Source organism: Rhabdochromatium marinum, from assembly GCF_016583795.1.
Lineage (GTDB): Bacteria > Pseudomonadota > Gammaproteobacteria > Chromatiales > Chromatiaceae > Rhabdochromatium > Rhabdochromatium marinum.
In genome coordinates, this window is sequence record NZ_NRRS01000013.1 from 1 (window position 1) to 19173 (window position 19173).

12 protein-coding genes are annotated in these 19173 nt (G+C 62.8%); 8 read left to right on the top strand and 4 right to left on the bottom strand.

All coding sequences use genetic code 11. The features are described 5' to 3' along the window. From CKO36_RS05930 to CKO36_RS05940, 3 genes are all read right to left on the bottom strand, one after another. Positions 1 to 490 (bottom strand): transposase (locus CKO36_RS05930; protein ID WP_476705510.1); only part of this gene is annotated, 490 nt, incomplete at its 3' end. 116 nt (positions 491 to 606) lie between these two features. Further along, positions 607 to 1398, bottom strand: coding sequence for a hypothetical protein (locus CKO36_RS05935; protein ID WP_200281886.1), 792 nt, complete (start codon positions 1396 to 1398; stop codon positions 607 to 609). After that, on the bottom strand, positions 1304 to 1927 hold the full coding sequence (locus CKO36_RS05940) for an AAA family ATPase (protein ID WP_200281887.1): 624 nt from the start codon (positions 1925 to 1927) through the stop codon (positions 1304 to 1306). Before CKO36_RS05940 ends, CKO36_RS05935 begins: the two co-directional genes overlap by 95 nt. A gap of 135 nt (positions 1928 to 2062) precedes the next feature. On the opposite strand from CKO36_RS05940, the gene nifL reads away from it, so the two are divergent. The 8 genes from nifL to recD all read left to right on the top strand — a co-directional run bounded on the left by nifL (position 2063) and on the right by recD (position 18115). Beyond that, positions 2063 to 3724, top strand: a complete 1662-nt coding sequence (gene nifL / locus CKO36_RS05945) for a nitrogen fixation negative regulator NifL (RefSeq protein ID WP_200281889.1) — start codon at positions 2063 to 2065, stop codon at positions 3722 to 3724. A gap of 52 nt (positions 3725 to 3776) precedes the next feature. Beyond that, positions 3777 to 5306 (top strand): nif-specific transcriptional activator NifA, encoded by a 1530-nt coding sequence (gene nifA / locus CKO36_RS05950; protein WP_200282004.1) that lies wholly within the window; start codon positions 3777 to 3779, stop codon positions 5304 to 5306. Between the two features lie 99 nt (positions 5307 to 5405). Then, entirely contained in the window at positions 5406 to 5705 is a 300-nt protein-coding gene (locus CKO36_RS05955) for a FeoA family protein (RefSeq protein ID WP_200281891.1), read from the top strand. Positions 5706 to 5709: 4 nt separating this feature from the next. Next, positions 5710 to 8130, top strand: coding sequence for a Fe(2+) transporter permease subunit FeoB (feoB, locus tag CKO36_RS05960; RefSeq protein ID WP_200281893.1), 2421 nt, complete (start codon positions 5710 to 5712; stop codon positions 8128 to 8130). A 25-nt stretch (positions 8131 to 8155) separates the two neighbouring features. Beyond that, positions 8156 to 8389 (top strand): FeoC-like transcriptional regulator, encoded by a 234-nt coding sequence (locus CKO36_RS05965; RefSeq protein WP_200281894.1) that lies wholly within the window; start codon positions 8156 to 8158, stop codon positions 8387 to 8389. Continuing rightward, positions 8386 to 11982: an exodeoxyribonuclease V subunit gamma gene (gene recC, locus CKO36_RS05970; RefSeq protein WP_200281895.1), complete on the top strand. Its 3597-nt coding sequence runs from the start codon at positions 8386 to 8388 to the stop codon at positions 11980 to 11982. The genes CKO36_RS05965 and recC overlap by 4 nt, the downstream gene beginning before the upstream one ends. An 11-nt stretch (positions 11983 to 11993) precedes the next feature. After that, positions 11994 to 15929, top strand: coding sequence for an exodeoxyribonuclease V subunit beta (gene recB / locus CKO36_RS05975; RefSeq protein WP_200281896.1), 3936 nt, complete (start codon positions 11994 to 11996; stop codon positions 15927 to 15929). Further along, positions 15926 to 18115 (top strand): exodeoxyribonuclease V subunit alpha, encoded by a 2190-nt coding sequence (recD, locus tag CKO36_RS05980; protein ID WP_242469417.1) that lies wholly within the window; start codon positions 15926 to 15928, stop codon positions 18113 to 18115. The genes recB and recD overlap by 4 nt, the downstream gene beginning before the upstream one ends. A 4-nt stretch (positions 18116 to 18119) precedes the next feature. On the opposite strand, the gene CKO36_RS05985 is transcribed toward recD, so the two are convergent. Beyond that, positions 18120 to 19160, bottom strand: coding sequence for a succinylglutamate desuccinylase/aspartoacylase family protein (locus CKO36_RS05985; RefSeq protein ID WP_200281897.1), 1041 nt, complete (start codon positions 19158 to 19160; stop codon positions 18120 to 18122). Positions 19161 to 19173: the final 13 nt, after the last annotated feature.

The window sequence follows — 19173 nt, forward strand, 5'->3', positions numbered from 1 at the left end:
GAGGGTGAGAACAAGCCGGGCGTACCACAGCGCTTCTTTGTCGCGAGGTGTTCGCGTGCCGGTTGATTTTCAACGGCGGATCGGGGCCATCGCAACCGCTCGCCACAGAGGTCAGCGGGAATTGCTGAGCGATGAACGCCGACAGGCCACTGAGTTCCAAAAACTCAACGATCACCCGAATACCCGCTCCCGCGCGCTCCCCAATGCACCAGTGCGCCGCACTCTCAACCCGGCTCAGCCAGACCACGCCCTCAGGCGTCTCGACAAACCGCGCCAATCCAGCCGGAGCCTTAATCGCTTGACGCCCCGTCCAATGGCGCAGCGTGCTGCGTGCCACACCCGCACTCAGCGCCGCCTCACGTTGACTTTGCCCGCTCTGCTCAGCTTCAGCCACGGCCACGAGCCGTTCGGCACGACGGCGGCGATCATGCATCGGCGTGGAAGAGCGATTTGCGCTAGAGTTGGTCTTGGCAGGAGCTTCTTCGGGCATCGGCGCTGTCCTTGGGTTGGGTTGCACCTCCAAGACTACGCCTTTCCCGGACTCCTGCCGCCCCGTGCCTCGCGCTGATCACCTACTGAAATCGTTGGTTTTGGACCGAGGGATGATCAAGGCCCAATGCAGACCAAGGCATGGGTGCGCAGTTTGAGCTTGTCTCCGTAAAGGCCCTCCAGCGTCTGGCGGTAGCCGGTGAGCTGAGTCTGCGCCTCGCTTAGCAGGCGCGCCACTTCGGGGCGTGCGCGCAGCGCTTCCCTTGGCATGGTCGCCAGCGTCGTGCTGTCGAGGTCGGGCAGGTCACTGATTTTCAGGTGTTTGAATTCGATCAGGTGATCCAGCAGGGCGTATTGGCGCCGATCCGGGCGCACGATCAGCGACAGGTCGCAATAGCCCCGCGCGATGGCGGTCTCCGAGTCCATGATGTAGGCGATGTCGTTGAACAGGGTGATCAGGAAAGCGGTCTTGACCACCAGCTCGTTGGACCAGCGCAGATCGCGGTTATCGAACGCTGGCAGATAGCGTTGCTCAATGAAGTCGCACAGGGGTTCCAGCTCGCCCGCCGCGTAGAAGCGCTCGCTGACGGCGCGCCGTTCGCGATCCAGGTCGTAGCCCGGCAACAGGGCTTCCTGGATGCGCTCGATGTAGAGCTTGCGCACCACCAGGTTGGGAATACTCAGTTGCAGATTGCCCAGCGGGTCGCGACCGCTGTAGGTGAGCACGCCGAAGAAATACAGCAGGGAAGCGAGGAAGCCGTGGGTCTGTGGGGCGTGGAGCATGCGTTCGACGCCGAAGCGCTGCTCCAGGTCGTCAATGGTGATGGGGTGTGTGGAATCCAGGGCGGCGGTTACCAGATCCTCGCCGTGGGGCAGACGGGCGATGTATTCGATGCGGTTGCGATCCATGGTCAGATTGTTGTCCAGCATCGCCCGAGGGTAGGCGCACCGCTCGGTCAGATGTTTGAAGAAATACAGCGCCAGGGTCGGGTTGTAGATCTGCCCGCCCTCGGGTTCGAGGGAGGACAATGTGGCATTCTTCCTCGTGGAAACCGCATAGGTCGGCGTAGTCCGGCTCGCTGGAGATGTCTTCGACCACGTTGTAGCCGCTGGTGATATCCGCTAGCACCAGCGGCGATACCCCAGTGATGAACACCCGATCCAGGCCGCGTCCCTCGGCGGCATCCTTGACCGCTTTGAACAGGGTCTTGATGGCGCCCTCGCCGCCAACCAATTCCTGATAGCGACCTTCGCCCTGCTGGTGGCTGACCAGCACCTCGTTGGCGAAGTTGTCGTATTCGTCGATCAGCAGGTACAGCCGGTGGGGGGTCTCAGTGATGGCGGCCAGCAGGGATCGAAATGAGGCGATGGCGTCTTCTTGCAGATAGCCTTCTTCGACGATGGCCTGGAAGTTGGCGAGACCGTAGGGAAAACGCATGATGCTGACTCATTCCTTACATAATAAGTTTTGTATGCGATAGGATACTAATGCTGGCCTGGAGGTGGCGCGGCATGCGTCTTGCGACAGCCAGAGACCGCACCCATGTAACGATGCACCCTTAGGAGCCCACCCGTGGCTGTAGAAGATTTCGCCCCCGCTAAGCGAGTACCCGTGTCGGAGCAAACGCATGCGCTCTCAAGCGCCATTGGGCGCTTCCTGGCGCAGCCACCGGCTAATACGCCGCCCGAAGTATTGCAGGTGCTTACGCTGATGGTGGGCGATCCCAACGAGCCGCTGCCGCCGCGTCTGTATTTCGAGGCGGTGGAACAGGCGCCAGTGGCCATCTCCATTACCGATGACAAGGCTAATATTCTCTATGTCAACGCGGCTTTCGAGCAGCTGACCGAATACAGTCGCGATGAAGTCATCGGCTGCAATGAGTCGATTTTGTCGAATAATGCCACGCCGAGCTCTATCTATAAGGAGTTGTGGGGCACCATTCAGAACAAACAAACCTGGAAGGGCATCCTGGTCAATCGTGCCAAGGGCGGCGGGGATTATCTAGCTGAACTGATGATTGCTCCGGTGCTGGATGCCAGCGGTAAGATTCGCTTTTTCCTCGGCATGCACCGTGATCTGACCAGTCAGCATCAGCTGAAAATGGATTTGCGCGCGCAAAAGACCCGCATCGAGGCGGTACTGAATGCTGCGCCAGTGCTGGTCGCCTTGCTGGATACCCAGGGTCGGGTGCTGCTTGATAACATGGAGTATAAAAAGCTGCTGGGCGATCTGCGTGGCGAGGAGCCAGTACAGCGGTTATGCCAGGCGCTCATTGAGCAGGCCGGATTCGACCCGCTCGAACGGGTGCTGCATGGCGATGGCTTCAAGGATGTCGAAATCAGCCTGCTGCTGCCGGGTGCCAGCGCGCCGCGCTGGTTTTCCTGCTCCGGGGTGGCGGTGAATGAATCCGACGCCAGCGCGCGCGGCTATTTCGGTGCGGCAGACGCCGCTGAGCATCGCCTGCTGCTGCTGGCGAATGAAGTCACCGCGCGCCGCCGCGAAATCGAACGCGCCCATCTGGAGCATTTACGCGCCCGTCTGGCCGAGCAACAGCTCACCGAGGGCGTGCGTGAGGCGCTGGCGGCGGCCAGCTATCAGATCGAACAGCCTCTGAACCTGATTCGTGCCGCCACCGCCATGTTTGGCGATCAGGACGGCGAGCTGGCGGTCTTTGTTGATCATCTGCGCCAAATCAGTGCAGCCAGCGAGAAAGCCCTGGCGAATCTGCGCGCGGCGCTGCCGAGTGAGTCCCTGGAAGCTGGCGCCATGGTCAATGTCAACGAGTTGCTGCGTCATGTCTTGGAGTTGGAAACGGATCGGCTGCTGGCGGCCGGTGTGGTGGTGGACTGGCAGCCGGCCTTGCAGTTACCGGAGCTGTCCGGACATCGCAATCCGCTGCGCTCGCTGTTCAAATACTTGATCGACAACGCCTTGCAAGCGCTGCATGAAAGCCGGCGCGCGCAGCGTGAGCTGCATCTGTCCACGCGCACGCTGGAGGATTCCGTCGAGGTGATTGTGCAGGACAATGGCCCCGGGCTGCCCGCCGCGCATCGCCTCAAGGCGTTCGAGCCCTTTTTCATCGGTTGGCGGCGCCGGCGCGGGCGCGCGGGTATGGGGCTTGCTTTAGCCCAGGAGATTGTGAATCAGCATGGCGGCACCATTGAGATTGATGAGGCTTTCCATGAGGGCTGCCGGATCAAAGTGATCCTGAGCCACGTCCCGTCACAGGAGTAAGACAGCCACCGTGGTGGAAAAACGATCGCAAACCAGCGCCGGGGATTCGCCCATGCGCGGGCGCCTGGCTCATCTCGAATCCCAGCTTGAGACCCTGTTCGATGTGAGCCGGGTGCTGAGTCGTTCGCTCGACCTGCACGAAACCCTGCGCGCACTGTTGAAGACGCTGCATGAACGCGGCGGATTGGAACTCGGCATTGTATGTCTAATGGACGAAGACAGCGGCGAGTTACAGCTAAACGCCCTGCATGGCGATATTACCGAGCCGTTTGAGTCCATTCGCTACCGTCCAGGTGAGGGGGTGCTCGGGCGCATTCTGGAAACAGATGAGCCGTGGATTCTGCCCCGAGTCGCCGATGAGCCGCGCTTTCTTGATCGCCTCAGTTTGTATGATCGCGATCTGCCGTTTATCGGCGTGCCGGTCCGCTTGGGTGAGGAGGGTGCCATCGGGGTGCTGGCTGTGCAGCCACCGGAGCGCGATGGATTGCTCGAGGAACGCGCGCGCTTTCTGGAGATGGTCGCCAATCTAATTGGCCAGGCCGTGCGACTGGCGCGCACCGTGGCCGCCGAGCAGAGCGCCCTGCGCGAAGAACGCGACAAACTGCGTCGGCATCTGAAGGGCGCGCATGGCTTCGAGAACATCATCGGCCACACCCAACGCATGCGGGTGGTCTTTGACCAGGTGCGTCAGGTCGCCAAATGGAATACTACGGTACTGATCCGTGGCGAATCCGGCACCGGCAAGGAGCTGATCGCCAGCGCCATTCATTACAACTCCCCGCGCGCACGCGGCACCTTCGTCAAGCTCAACTGCGCCGCGCTGCCGGACACTCTGCTGGAATCCGAACTGTTCGGCCATGAAAAAGGCGCCTTCACTGGTGCCAGCGGTCTGCGCAAGGGGCGTTTCGAGCAGGCCGACGGCGGCACCCTGTTTCTGGACGAAATTGGCGAAATCAGTGCGGTCTTTCAGGCCAAATTGCTGCGCGTACTCCAGGAAGGCGAGTTCGAGCGCGTCGGCGGCAGCCGCACGCTTAAGGTCGATGTGCGGGTCATCGCGGCGACCAATCGCAACCTGGAACAGGAAGTCAAAGCCGGTCAGTTTCGCGAGGATCTCTACTACCGACTCAACGTCATGCCGATCTATATGCCGGCCCTGTGCGAGCGCCTGGAGGACATTCCCGATCTGGCACGCTTTCTGGCGGCAAAAATCGGTAAGAATCAGGGGCGCACGCTGGAGATCACCGACTCGGCGGTGCGCGCGCTGATGCGCTATGACTGGCCTGGCAATGTGCGCGAGCTGGAAAACTGCATGGAACGTGCCGCTGTGATGAGCGAGACCGGGGTGATCGACCGCGATGTGATCGACCTCACCGGCCTGCGGCTCGAACCCGGCGCGGATACACCCGCACCGACTCCGACGCTCGACCTGCAAGACCCCGAGCTTGACGAGCGCGAACGGGTGATTGCCGCGCTGGAACAGGCCGGCTGGGTGCAGGCCAAGGCTGCACGCCTGCTTGGCATGACACCGCGCCAGATTGCCTACCGCATCCAGACGCTGAACATTCGCGTCAAGCAGTTTTAAGCACGACTCCAGCCGATCCGTCACTTGATACTGTCAGGTACGGATCTTAATTGATATTGATTCCTGATACGGTTGCCGGCCTGGCATAGAATCCTGCCCATGAACCAAGAAAACACGCTCGCTTCCTGTCTTCCCCCGACGCATCTGACCGATCTGCCGCTCGGCGCCCGAGGGCGCGTCATTGGTATTGATGGCGGCCGTGAACTCAACCGGCGCCTGCTGGCGCTGGGGGTGCGCCTGGGCACTGAGCTGCGGGTGGAGCATCATCGCGGTCGGGGTCGGGTGGTCTCCATTGGCCCGTCTCGTGTGGCGCTGGGCGGCGGAATCGTGGAGAAACTGCGCATTGAACGCCTTGACCCGGTCGCCACCGGCGAGCGCGAGGCCGAGCCGTCGGATTAACATCATGGGTAGGCATTCCAAGATATCGGAGCAGACGCGCGGCATCAAGCGACAGGAAACCGGGGCGAATGGCTCGGACAGCGCCGCCGCACCGGATCGACCACTCACCTTGGCCTTGGCCGGCAATCCCAATTGCGGTAAATCGGCGCTGTTTAATGCCCTGACCGGCATCCGCCAGACCACTGGCAACTGGCCGGGGGTGACGGTGGAGCGCAAGGAAGGGCGCTGCGAACTCGATGGTCGCGCGGTGCGGGTGATCGATCTGCCGGGGATTTATTCGCTCGATGCCAGCTCACTCGATGAGCAGGTCGCGCGCGATTATCTGCTCTCGCGTGAGGCGGATGTGATCGTCAATGTGGTGGATGCAACCAATCTCGAGCGCAATCTGTACATGAGTGTACAGCTGCTGGAGATGGGCGTGCCCATCGTGATTGCGCTCAACATGATGGATCTCGCCCGGCGTCGGGGCCTGGAGATCGATGCGGCCGCACTAGCGCGCGAGCTGGGTTGTCCGGTGGTGCCGGTGGTGGCTGTCAGCAAGGAGGGACTGACGGAACTGAGTGCGCGCGCGCTGGCAGTGGCCTGTGGGCAGGAGTCAGCCGGCTTCGGCCTGGCGCAGGATGAGTGCGTTGAACAAGGCGTAGCGGCGCTCAGCGCGGCCATTCAGGCGGACAAAACCCACGCACCGGATGATCTTCCACCCAATGCGCGCTGGCTGGCACTCAAGCTGCTGGAAGACGACGCCTTTGCCGTCGCCCAGGTGGACAGCTCGGTGCGGGCGCTGGCGGCGCACTGGCGCGCCGCCATTGCCGAGCGCTCCGGCGAGGAGCCGGACATCTATATTGCCGATTCGCGTTTCGGTCATGCCCATGCGCTGGCGGCGCGGGTGCAGCGCTGTCGCGGGCAGGCGGGCGGCACGCTGTCGGATGCCATCGACCGGGTGGTGCTGAGCCGCTTGTGGGGGGTACCGCTGTTTCTGTTGGTGATGTACCTGATGTTTGTCTTCACCATCAACATCGGTGGCGCCTTTATCGACTTTTTCGATGGCGTTGCAGCGGCGCTGTTCGTCGATGGCTTGGGTACGCTGCTGAATCGCTTCGAGACCCCGGATGTGCTGCGGCTGCTGCTGGCGGATGGGATTGGTGGCGGCCTGACGGTGGTGGCCACCTTTATTCCGGTGATTGCCAGCCTGTATATTTTTCTCTCGGCGCTGGAAGATTCCGGCTACATGGCGCGCGCGGCCTTTGTGATGGATCGTTTTATGCGTTCCATCGGGCTGCCGGGCAAGGCTTTCGTACCGCTGATTGTGGGCTTTGGCTGCAATGTGCCAGCGGTCATGGCCACGCGCACGCTGGAGAATGAGCGCGAGCGCAAGCTGACCATTCTGATGAATCCCTTCATGTCCTGCGGCGCGCGGCTGCCGGTGTATGTGCTGTTCGCGGCCGCCTTTTTTCCCCATTCAGGACAAAACGTGGTTTTTGCGCTCTATCTGACCGGCATTGCCGTGGCCCTGCTCACCGGGTTGATCATGAAGCGCACCCTGCTTGCTGGCAGCAGCACCGGCTTCATGATGGAGCTGCCGCCCTACCATCTGCCCACATTGCGCGGGGTGCTGCTGCGCACCTGGGATCGGGTGCGGCTGTTCCTGCGCGAGGCCGGGCGCATCATTGTGGTCATGGTAGTGGTGCTGAATCTGCTGGGCGCTATCGGAACCGATGGCAGCCTTGGCGAGACGGACAGCGATGCCTCGGTGCTCAGTGCCGCGAGCCGCCTGACCACGCCGCTGTTTGCACCTATGGGCATTGAAACGGACAACTGGCCGGCAGTGCTGGGGATTGTCTCGGGCGTGCTGGCCAAGGAAGTCATTGTTGGCACTCTGGATACTGTCTATGGGCAACTGGCGGTTGATGCCTCGCCCGGGGATACGGATGCGGCCGCCCCTTATCATCTGCTGGCGGCTCTGAGCCAGGCTCTGGCCACCATTCCGGCCAATCTCGGCGAGGCCCTGGGCAGTCTGACCGATCCGCTGGGACTTGGCAGCCTGGATGAGGCCGCAAGCGACCCAGGTGTCTCTGCTGGTGCCTTTGGTGCCATGGAGGCCCGCTTTGATGGGCGCGCCGGTGCCTTTGCCTATCTGTTGTTTGTGTTGCTGTATTTCCCTTGCATCGCCACCATCGGGGCCATCGTGCGTGAGGCTGGTGGCGCCTGGGCGGCCTTCGTGGCGGCCTGGACCACGGGGATTGCCTATATCACGGCGACCTTGTTCTATCAGACCGCTACCTTCGCGCGCCATCCCTGGTGGTCGGGCAGCTGGATTGCTGCGGGCGTGCTCGCGCTGATTGTGGTCTTCATTGGCTTGCGCATCTGGGCGCGACGGGGGCGCGAGCCGGGAGCTGACGCGGCTGTGCAAAAAACGCCCGTGTGATGATAACCCGTGTGACCGCCTGCCGATGCTGACTGAGCTGCGAGCCTATCTGCGCGAGCGTCCGTTTGCCAGCCTGAGCGACATTGCCCTGCATCTGCGCGTGACGCCCGAGGTGGCCAGAGACCTGTGTACTGTCTGGATACGCAAGGGCCGGGTCGAGCGCATTGACTGCGGCAGCGGCTGTGCCAACTGTCAGCTCTGCCAGGGACCGCCAGCGGAGTATTATCGCTGGCAGTCGCAGCCGCTGGATAACACATGAATACAACCGCCGAGCTGCAACCCGGTTTTATGCTCATTCAGGGCAATTGCCTGGAGGCCTTGAGTGATGTGATGACCGCCTGGGTGCAAGCGTATCCGTTGCGCCCGCTTGAGAATGAAGTGATTCTGGTGCAGAGCAATGGCATCGGTCAGTGGCTCAAGTTGGCGTTGGCGGCGCCGTTGGAGCCGGGTGGTCAGGGCGGCTGGGGCATTGCGGCGGCTGTGAAGCTGATGCTGCCGGCGAGCTTTGTTTGGCAAAGCTATCGGGCGGTGTTGGGACATTTGCCGCATGCGTCAGCTTACGACAAGGCGCCGTTGACCTGGCGGCTGTATCGGCTGCTGGGCGATCTCGATGCCTTGGCCGAGGGGCCGGAACAGAACAGCTGGCTCGCTGCGCTGCGGGGGTTTCTAAGGACGGATCGGGATCCGCGTCGTCGGCATCAGCTCGCCGAGCGTCTGGCCGATCTGTTCGACCAGTATCAGGTCTATCGCGCCGACTGGCTGGAGGCCTGGGCGCGCGGCGAGGATGTCTTGATTCGCCCAGACGGCAACCGCGAAGCTTTACCGGCATGGCAGCGTTGGCAGCCGCTGCTGTGGCGGCGTCTGCAACAGGACTGTCGTGCGGACTCCCCAGTATCAGCCTCGGCAGTGGCCGCGAAATCACCGCTGGTGGGTGAGAGCAGCCGTGCCGAGATTCATCAGCGCTTTCTGCAGGCTGCCACCGTTCTGCCCAAGCAGGGCCGCCCACCCACGTTGCCACGGCGTGTCATCGTCTTTGGCGTCTCGGCACTGCCGCGCCAGATCATTGAAGTCCTGCATGCCATCTCATCCGTCAGCCAGGTCATGCTCTTTGTACATAACCCCTGCCGGCATTACTGGGGCGATATCATCGAAGGACGCGAGCTGTTTCGTACCGCCTATCGGCGCGACAAAGCGCGCAAGGTGCCAGAGGATGTGGATGAAAATACCCTGCATTTGCACGGACATCCGCTGCTGGCCGCTTGGGGCAAGCAGGGACGCGATTACATCCGCCTGCTGGATGCCCTGGATCAACGCGACACCTACGAAGCCGCCTTTAGCAAGCACGACCTGTCTATTGATCTGTTCGAGGACACAGACAGCCCGGCAACCCTGCTGCAACAGGTGCAGGATGACATCCTGGAACTGCGCCCTCTGGAGGAAAGACGCGCTTTTCAAACCCAGATCGATCCTGACAAAGATCAAAGTGTGCGCTTTTTGATGGCGCATGGCCCTCAGCGGGAAGTTGAAATCCTGCATGATCAGTTGCTGGCAGCCTTTGCCGCTGCGGATGCCGCCGGGCAGCCACTGGCGCCGCGCGATATTCTGGTGATGGTGCCGGACATCGAAACCTATACGCCTCATGTTGAGGCGGTGTTTGGCCGTCTGGCACGGAATGACCGGCGCTTTATTCCCTTTAGTCTGTCTGATCAGGGGCCGCGTCAGCACAGTCCGCTGCTGCTGGGCTTCGAGCGGCTGCTGCAACTGCCGCAGGCCCGCTGCACCGTCACCGAGGTGCTGGATCTGCTCGATATTCCGGCCCTGCGCGCCCGCTTTGGGCTGGATGAGGCCGATCTGCCGGCCTTGCGGCACTGGATCACCGGCGCGCGCGTGCGCTGGGGACTGGATGCCGAGCATCGTGAGCACGGCTTCCACCTGCCGGCCAAGCTGCAGCAAAACACCTGGCATTTTGGCCTGGAACGCATGCTGCTTGGTGTGGCCAGCGGCACCAGCGCAGCCTGGCAGGGGGTGGAGCCTTATGATGAAGTCGCCGGGCTGGATGCGGCACTGATTGGCCCGCTGGCCGAACTGCTGGAGCGCCTGTCGCACAGTTGGCAGCTGTTGCAGGTGTCACGCACGCCGATGCAGTGGAGCGAAACTCTTACCACGCTGTTGGATGATTTTTTCTGTCCTGTTGGAGACGCCGATGAACAGCACCTGACTCAGGTGCGCGACCAACTCGAACAATGGACGTTCGACTGCGCGCGTGGCGGCCTGATAGACGAATGCCTGCCCCTGGAGGTGGTGCGTGTGCCACTGCTCGCCGGCCTGGATGAGCCGAGCTTGAGCCGACGCTTTTTGGCCGGGGCGGTCAACTTTGCCACCCTGATGCCCATGCGCGCCGTCCCCTTCCGGCAGATCTGGCTGCTGGGCATGAACGATGGTGACTACCCGCGCATGCGACGTCAGGCCGACTTCGATCTGATGGTCGGCGACTATCGCCCTGGCGACCGCTCGCGCCGTGAGGACGACCGCTATCTGTTTCTGGAGGCACTGTTGTCAGCGCGCGAGCGCCTGGTGATCAGCTGGGTCGGGCGCAGCCTGCGCGACAACAGCGAGCGCCCGCCCTCGGTGCTGGTCAGCCAGTTGCGCGACCATATCGCCGCCGGCTGGCGGCTGGCCAGTGCCGGAACCCCGGCTGGGCAGGACGGCCAGCAATTATTGCAGGCGCTCAGCACCGAGCATCCACTGCAACCCTTTAGTCGCCAGTATTTTCTGCCGCCATCGGATCCTCAGCACAATTCCGGACTCTTTACCTATGCCCGTGAATGGTCACAACTGACGGCTCCTGATGCCGCGCGCGCAGCATCGCCCCCGGCGCTTGCCCCGCCCCAGTTGGAGGCGCCCATTCGCTGCGCCGATCTGGGGCGGTTTTTGCGCTATCCGCTCAAAACTTTCTACAGTCAGCGTCTAGGCGTGCATTTGGGGCAGGACGTCGAACAAAGCGACGATGAGGAGCCATTCGATCTCGATGGTTTGGGGCGTTGGGCCTTGTATGACGCCATCTTGCAGGATTGCATTCGCCGCCTGGCCGCGCCGGGCCAGGCGGAGGTCAGTGCAGCGGCCTTGCTCAATCAGGCCATTCAGCGCCGCGCCGGTGCCGGTGAGCTGCCCCTGCCACCCTTTGATGAACTCTGGAAAGCCCAGCTCCACGAGACGCTTGAGCCCCCCCTCGCCTGCTATCAGGCGCTGTTACGGGACTACCCGCAGCGTCTTGGCAGCGCCGCGACCCCGGCCGACCAGCGGCTGCGACTGACGCTGGATCAGCTGGTGCTGGAAGATAACCCCGATGCCTTCACCAGCCCCATCCGCGTCAATGCCAAGCATGAGCGTCTGCGCCTGGTGCTGCAAGCCAGCCAGCTGGATGACGGTAACCAAGCCGGCCAGTCCAAGGTGTACAACCTGGTGCGGCATTGGCCGGCACACCTGGCGGCTCAACACCAGGGCCCAACTCACACCCGGCTGCTCGGCCCGTTGAGCGACATTGAACTGCCACCCATGGACTGGAAGGACGCACGCGCGCATCTGCTGACACTGCTGCACATCTATGGCCAGGGACTCACCGAGCCCTTGCCTCTGGCCTGTAAAACCGCTCTGGCGTTTCTGCGCACCGCCGCAAACTCCAAAGCCAAGCCAAGTGCTCGTATCGCCTATGAAGGTGACGGCTATCAGCTCAGCGGCGAAAACAGCGAACATCCTGGCTATCAGCGCTTCTGGCCGAGTTATGACGATCTGGTGGCCGATCAGCGCTTCACAACGCTGGCCACACAGCTGTATCAACCGCTGTTGGATTAGAGATCCCGCTCATGAAGGCCCAGCACACTCAGCACCAGAGCACACTCGATCCGTTAAACTTTCCGCTGCATGGCCGGCGATTGATTGAGGCCAGCGCCGGGACTGGCAAGACCTTTACCCTGGCGCTGCTCTACATCCGGCTGGTGCTCGGGCATGGCCTGCATGGCAACGCCTTCGACCGCCCCCTGACGCCGCCGGAGATTCTGGTGGTGACCTTCACCGATGCCGCCACCAAGGAGCTGCACGCGCGCATTCGTGCCCGGCTGGTTGAAGCCGCCGACTGTTTTGCGACTGTTACCGGCACGGCAGCGGCTGATCCCATGCTGCAACAACTGCGCGCGGATTATCCGCTCGATGACTGGCCCGGCTGCGCCCGGCGTTTGCGCCAAGCGGCCGACTGGATGGATGAGGCCATGATCGCGACCATCCATGGGTTTTGTCAGCGCATGTTGCAGGAACATGCGTTCGCCACTCGGGGACTGTTTCAGCGCGAGCTGGTGACGGATCAGTCCGAGCTGCTGGATGAGGCACTGCGTGACTACTGGCGCCAGCATTTCTACCCGCTGTCTGCACAACAGTCGGCCTGCATTCGCGAATGTGTCGCCTCCCCGGCCGCGCTGAAAACCAAGCTGAGCGATTGGCTGGCGCATCAGGAGGCGCGCATTTCCCACGGCGGCACGCCGGTGCAGTGCGATGATCTGCGCGCGCCTCTGGATATCGCCTGCCAGCAACGCCAGCGCTTTGAGGCGGCAGCCGCCTGCGAAGACCAAGCGCGCGCGCAATGGAAGCAACACCGCCAAGCGGTGGAAAGCCAGCTGCTGGAACTGCGCCCGCATCTCAATGGCACCAAACATCGCAGCACCACCCCGGAGAAGTTTCAGGCGTTACTCGACGAGCTGGCCGCCTGGTCCGAGGGTGAGCCGGCGCCGAAGACGATCCACAACTTCGCCCAGGGTGCTTTCGCGTTCAAAAAAGGCGCCAAGGTGCAGCAGGTCCGCCCGCATGTCGCCTTTGAGGCCATTGCCACCTGGCAGGCGGAGCTTCAGCAGGCGGCCGACAGCGCGGAGACATCGGCTCCACCGCTCGAATCCCAGTTGCTCGCTCATGCCGCTCACTGGCTCACAGAGGAACTGCCACGCCGCCTGGGTCAACGCGCGGAGATGGGCTTTAATGACCTGCTGCGGGATCTCGATGCTGCGCTGAATCCGACCGCGACCGCCGAGCAAACGCGGGCGGACACTCTGGCCGCGACCCTGCGCCGCCAATTTCCCGTGGCCCTCATTGATGAGTTTCAGGACACCGATCCACTGCAATACCGCATCTTTGATCGTGTCTATACCCCGACCCCAGATGTAAGCCCAGATTCAGACTCAGCCCCCCGCACTGGGCTGATCCTGATTGGCGATCCCAAGCAAGCCATCTATGGCTTTCGCGGGGCGGATATTCACGCCTATCTGGCCGCACGGCAACGGTCACAGGGGCCGCTCTATACACTGGAAACAAACTATCGCTCCACAGAGGCGCTGGTTGAGGCCTGCAACCATTGGTTCCTGCACGCCGAACAGCACCCGCGCGGTGCCTTTCGCTTTCATGAGATTCCCTATCTTGAGGCCAGCGCGCGTGGGCAGGCCGAGCAACTGCTAATCCAGAATGAGCCCGCGTCGGCGATGACGCTGTGGTGGCTGGAGAACGCGGACCAGACGCCGGTTGGGAGCACGGCCTATCGCCACACCATGGCTGAGGTGGCGGCGGCCGAGATCGTGCGCTGGCTGCACGGCGCTCGCGCGGGCCACACCGGCTTTCGCTGTTGCCAGTCGTCGGCATTCCGGCCGCTGCGCCCACGCGACATCGCCATTCTGGTGCGCACCGGCACCGAGGCCGCGACCATGCGGCAGGCACTGGCGGCGCGCCAGGTCAACAGCGTCTATGTCTCGGATCGTGAGTCGGTGTTCAATACCACAGAAGCCATGGACGTGCATCAGTGGCTCCAGGCATGCGCCGAGCCCAACAACGAAAGCCTGGTGCGCGCCGCGCTGGGCACCAACACTCTGGATATACCGCTGCACCACTTCGCCGACTGGCAAGGCGACGAGCTGGCCTGGGAGGCGCAACTGGAGTGCTTTCGCCGCTATCGCCAGCTGTGGCAGCACCAGGGTGTGCTGGCGGCGCTGCATCGGCTGATGCACGAGCAGCAGCTGCCCGCGCGCCTGCTGGCGCATCCGGAGGGCGAGCGGCGTCTGACCAATGTGCTGCATCTGGCTGAGTGGCTGCAGCGGGCGGCCACGCAGATGGATGGCGAACAGGCGCTGATTCGGCATCTGGGCGAGCATCTCGGCCAGAGTGAATCCAATGACGAATCCATCGTACGCCTGGAGAGCGATGCGGAGCTGGTACAGGTGGTGACCATTCATAAATCCAAGGGACTGGAATACCCGCTGGTACTGCTGCCCTTTATCTGTAGCTGGCGCGCAATCAATGGCAAGGTGCGTTCCGTCTCCTATCGGCCCGATGCGAGCGCCTGTTCCCACCAGGGCGCGCTGGGGCGCACCATCGAAGTAGCGGGCCAAAAGGCCTTTCCCGAAGCCTGGAAACAGGCGGAGGAGGCGCGCCTGAGCGAGGATATGCGCCTGCTCTATGTCGCCATGACCCGCGCTAGCCATGGCCTCTGGTTGGGTATCGCACCACTGCGCAGCGGCACCAGTAACAGCCCGCAGCTGGAGCACTGCGCCGTCGGCCATGTCCTTAACGGAGGTCAGAGGTTCCCGACCAGCGCGGCGGTGTATCAGTGTTTGGAACAACTCAGCCAGGCCTGTGATGCCATGGCGTTGGTGCCAGCCCCGCCGGCGGATGAACAGGTACTCATGGCCGTTGCCGACACCACCTTGGCGCCGGCCCGCGTGCCCGCGCATCAGCCTTTCGCGCCTTGGTGGATTTCAAGCTACTCGGCCCTGAGCCTGGGCATGACAGCCAGCCGTCGCATGTTCCCCGGGACTCCGTCCGATGACCCTGTCTGGCCGCTGGATGCCGAGACTGCCAAGCAGGAGACAGCCCTGGAGGAATCCAGGCTTGAATCCTCCGAGGTGACTCAGGTAGGCGGGGAATCCCCTCCCCTGCATGACTTCCCGCGTGGCAGCCGCTTTGGCACCTTTCTGCACGGCCTGCTTGAATGGGCCGGACGGGCGGAGCCGGGTGGTTTTGCCACCGCTGCTGCCCATTCAGCATCGCGGCGCGATATGCTGGCGCGCCGCTGCGCTCTGCGCGGGCTGCATCAGTGGATCGATCCGCTGAACGACTGGCTCGGCGCCTTGCTCACACAGTCCTGGTCACTGCATGGCTTGACCCTGCCACCGGCCGATGCGGCGGCGCCAGAGCTATCGGCGCCAGAGCTAAGGCTTACTGACTTAACGCCCAATCAGGTGCAGGTCGAGATGGAGTTCTGGATTCAAACCCGGGGTGTCAGCATTCGCCAGCTCGATGCGCTGATTCGGCAGCATTGTCTGCCGGGCGCAGAGCGCCCGCAACTGCGCGCCGGGATGCTCAATGGTCTGCTGAAAGGCTTCATCGACCTGGTCTTTGAGCATCAAGGGCGCTTTTATGTGCTGGACTGGAAATCCAACTGGCTCGGCACCGAAGATAGTGCCTACAGCGCAACGGCCATGCGCATGGCCATCCTGCATCATCGCTATGATCTGCAATATCTGCTCTATCTGCTCGCCCTGCACCGGCTGCTGAGTGCCCGTCTGCCGGATTATGCGTATGACCGCCACATCGGTGGCGCGGTCTGTGTCTTCCTGCGCGGCGCCAGCGCCACCACCCAGGGACTCTTCACCAACCGACCGCCGCGTGCACTGATCGAAGGATTGGATCAACTCTTTGCCGGCGGCAGTGCCGCTTCTACTACAGCGGCTATAGCGGCTACAGCGGTGACGCCGGAAGTGATGGCATGACTCCATACCCCGCCACCCCGTCCCATCTATCGCCAGATGCCATGCCTGCTTGGCAGCAAAGCTTTGCTGACTGGGTCACGGTTGGCGCGTTGCGGCCGCTGGATCTGGCGCTGACGCGTTTCATCGCTACGCGTGGCCCGGTGCAGGATGAAGCCGTGTTGCTGGCCGTGGCGCTGACCAGCGAGCGTAATGGCCATGGTCATGTGTGTCTGGATCTCGCGGCGACGCTTGCGGCACCGGATGCGGTGCTGGGGCCTTTGCGCGACCAGCCTGCGACCAGTCCAGAGTTGCTTGATAGCGTGCGTCAGTCCCTGCGCGAGCGTTTGCAGGGGCTGGGCAGCGCAACGGTCTGGGCCGAACGCCTGGCCGCAAGCGCCTGTATCAACGACCAACGCCTGCCACCCACCACCAAACCCATCGCCGATGCGGATCAGGATGCGGATGCACGTCCACTGGTGCTGGCTGGCCAGGCTGACCGGCCACTGCTCTATCTGCGCCGCTACTGGCAATACGAGCAGCGCATCCGGCACGGGCTGGAGCAACGTCTCCAGCACGTGCGAACGGTTGATGTCGCCGCCTTGCGCCAGCAGCTCGACCGCTTGTTTCACCCTTCCGACACGTTGGACTGGCAGCGTATTGCCTGCGCACTGGCGACCCGGCACAACTTTTTTATCATCACCGGCGGTCCTGGCACCGGCAAGACCACCACGGTGGTGCGCCTGCTCGCGGTGCTGCAAGCGCTGGTTCCTGCGGGACAGCCGCCGCTGCGCATTGAGCTGGCTGCGCCGACGGGCAAGGCGGCGGCGCGCCTGAACGAATCCATCACCGATCAACGGCGTCATCTACCCGAAGCCTTTGCTACCCCGGAGGCTCAACCGACCCGGGTGAAGACGCTGCATCGATTGCTGGGTGCCATTCCCGGCAGCCGTCATTTTCGCCATCATGCCGCCCAACCACTGCCAGCCGATCTGGTGGTGGTGGATGAGGCCTCAATGGTGGATGTTGAGATGATGGCCAATTTGCTGGATGCCATGCCTGCGGACGCGCGCCTGATTTTGCTCGGCGACAAGGATCAGCTCAGCTCGGTCGAAGCGGGGGCTGTGCTCGGCGATCTGTGCCAGGGCGCCGCCCAGGTGCATTATCGACCGACCACGGTTGACTGGTTGGAGCAGGTGACCGGCTGGCGCCTTCCAACCCACTTTATCGATCCGCACGGCCCTCTGCGAGCGCAGGCGATCGTGATGCTGCGCAACAGCCACCGCTTTAATCCGCAAGGTGGCATTGGCGCCCTGGCAGCCTTGGTTAACCAGACTGAGGCGCCCGCGCGCCTGCATGCCGTGCAACAGTTGTTCCAGCGCGAGGCTACCACCACCGATGCCAGCCTGGGGTGCATCCAAGCCGTGCCACTGCCAACGCCCGATGCCTTGGCACTGGCTGAGTTGGTCTGGGCTGGCTATGGCGGCCCGAACAGCTATCTTGAGGTCATGCGCTGTCGTGCTCCTGAACCTGGCGCGCCGCCCGAGGTGCTGGAGGCCTGGGCGGCCGAGGTGCTGGAGGCACGCAAGGGGTTTCAGTTGCTCACCGCCTTGCGTGCCGGTCCCTGGGGTGTCGAAGGGCTGAATCAATTTATTTTGCGCACCTTGCGGGCGGCTCAGCCACCGGGCCATGCGAGCCCGGCCGGCCTCGGCGAATCCAGTTCCGGTGCGCCCCGTTCCGGTGAGCCCGGTTCCGGCCAATCCGGTGCACTGGCGGGCGGCCAGTGGTTTCCCGGGCGTCCGGTGCTGGTCACGCGGAATGATTATGGGCTGAATCTGATGAACGGCGACATTGGCGTCACCCTGGCGGTGCCGCGCCCTGGGGACAAGGGGGCATCAAGCGCCAGCCGCCAGCCGATGCTGCGCGTCGCCTTTCCCACCGTTGAAGGCGGGGTGCGCTGGATTCTGCCCAGCCGTTTGCAGGCCGTCGAGACGGTGTTTGCCATGACGGTGCATAAATCACAGGGCTCGGAGTTTGACCATGCTGCGCTGGTGCTGCCGGATCACTCCAATCCGGTGCTGACGCGCGAGCTGCTCTACACCGCCATCACCCGTGCCAGCAGCCGCTTTACCCTGCTCTATGGCAGCGAGGTGGTGCTGGGTGAGGCCTTGGCCTGCCGTGTCGAGCGGGTGAGTGGCTTGGCGGTCTGAGGACTCACACAATTGGCGGGTCCAGAATCGCGGCATCGTCCAGGCATTCCTGCTGAAACGCCTCCACGCCTTCGGCAACATCTTCGTGATCGTCGCGAAAGCGCGCGATATGGTATACCGCATCCCCTTCATGTACGGTGGGGATCTGAATCCGGCCAATCACCACACCGCGCGCTTGCGCGCTGACCGGATGCTGTGTGCCGGTGGAGGGATCGCTGATGATGCCGAGCCTGTCACCGCGCTGTACCCTGGCGCCGAGCGGAACCAGCGTGCGCAGCAGACCGCTTTCGGAAGCGCGCACCCAGGTGCTGGAGCGGGCCACGAAGGGCGCGGTTTCATGCGTCTGCCGGCGTGAGCGCCGCAACATCCCCAGTTCGCGCATGACATTCAGCACTCCACTCAGGCCGGCCCGAATACAGAATTCATCAAAGCGCAACCCCTCGCCGGCTTCGTAAAGTAGCATGCGGATGCCCAGGGTCGTGGCCGCTTCACGCAGTGAGCCGTCGCGCAGGGTTGAGTTCAGCAGCACCGGGACGCCGAAAGCGCGCGCCAGCCGCTCGGTGTCCGGGTCATCGAGATTGGCGCGGATCTGCGGCAGATTGGTGCGGTGAATGGCGCCGGTATGCAAGTCGATACCATGGGTGGCACGACGCACGATTTCTTCCATGAAAACATGGGCCACCCGCCCGGCCAGTGAGCCGGATGCGGAGCCGGGAAAGCTGCGATTGAGATCGCGCCGATCCGGCAGATACCGCGACTGATGAATCAAACCATAGACGTTTACCACTGGCACCGCAATCAAGGTGCCCGCCAGATGTTGCAGGGCCTTGGTTTCCAGCAGCCGGCGAATGATCTCCACACCATTGAGTTCATCGCCATGAATGGCGGCTGAAACGAACAGGCAGGGCCCTTCCTTTTTGCCATGCACCAGATGCACAGGCATGGAAAGCAGGGTGTGGGAGTTGAGTTTTGGGAGCGCAAGATCGACCAGTGCGCGCGTGCCAGGCGCGATGAGTTGATCTTGAATGCTAAGCGGGGACTGCATGATGGTGGTGGTA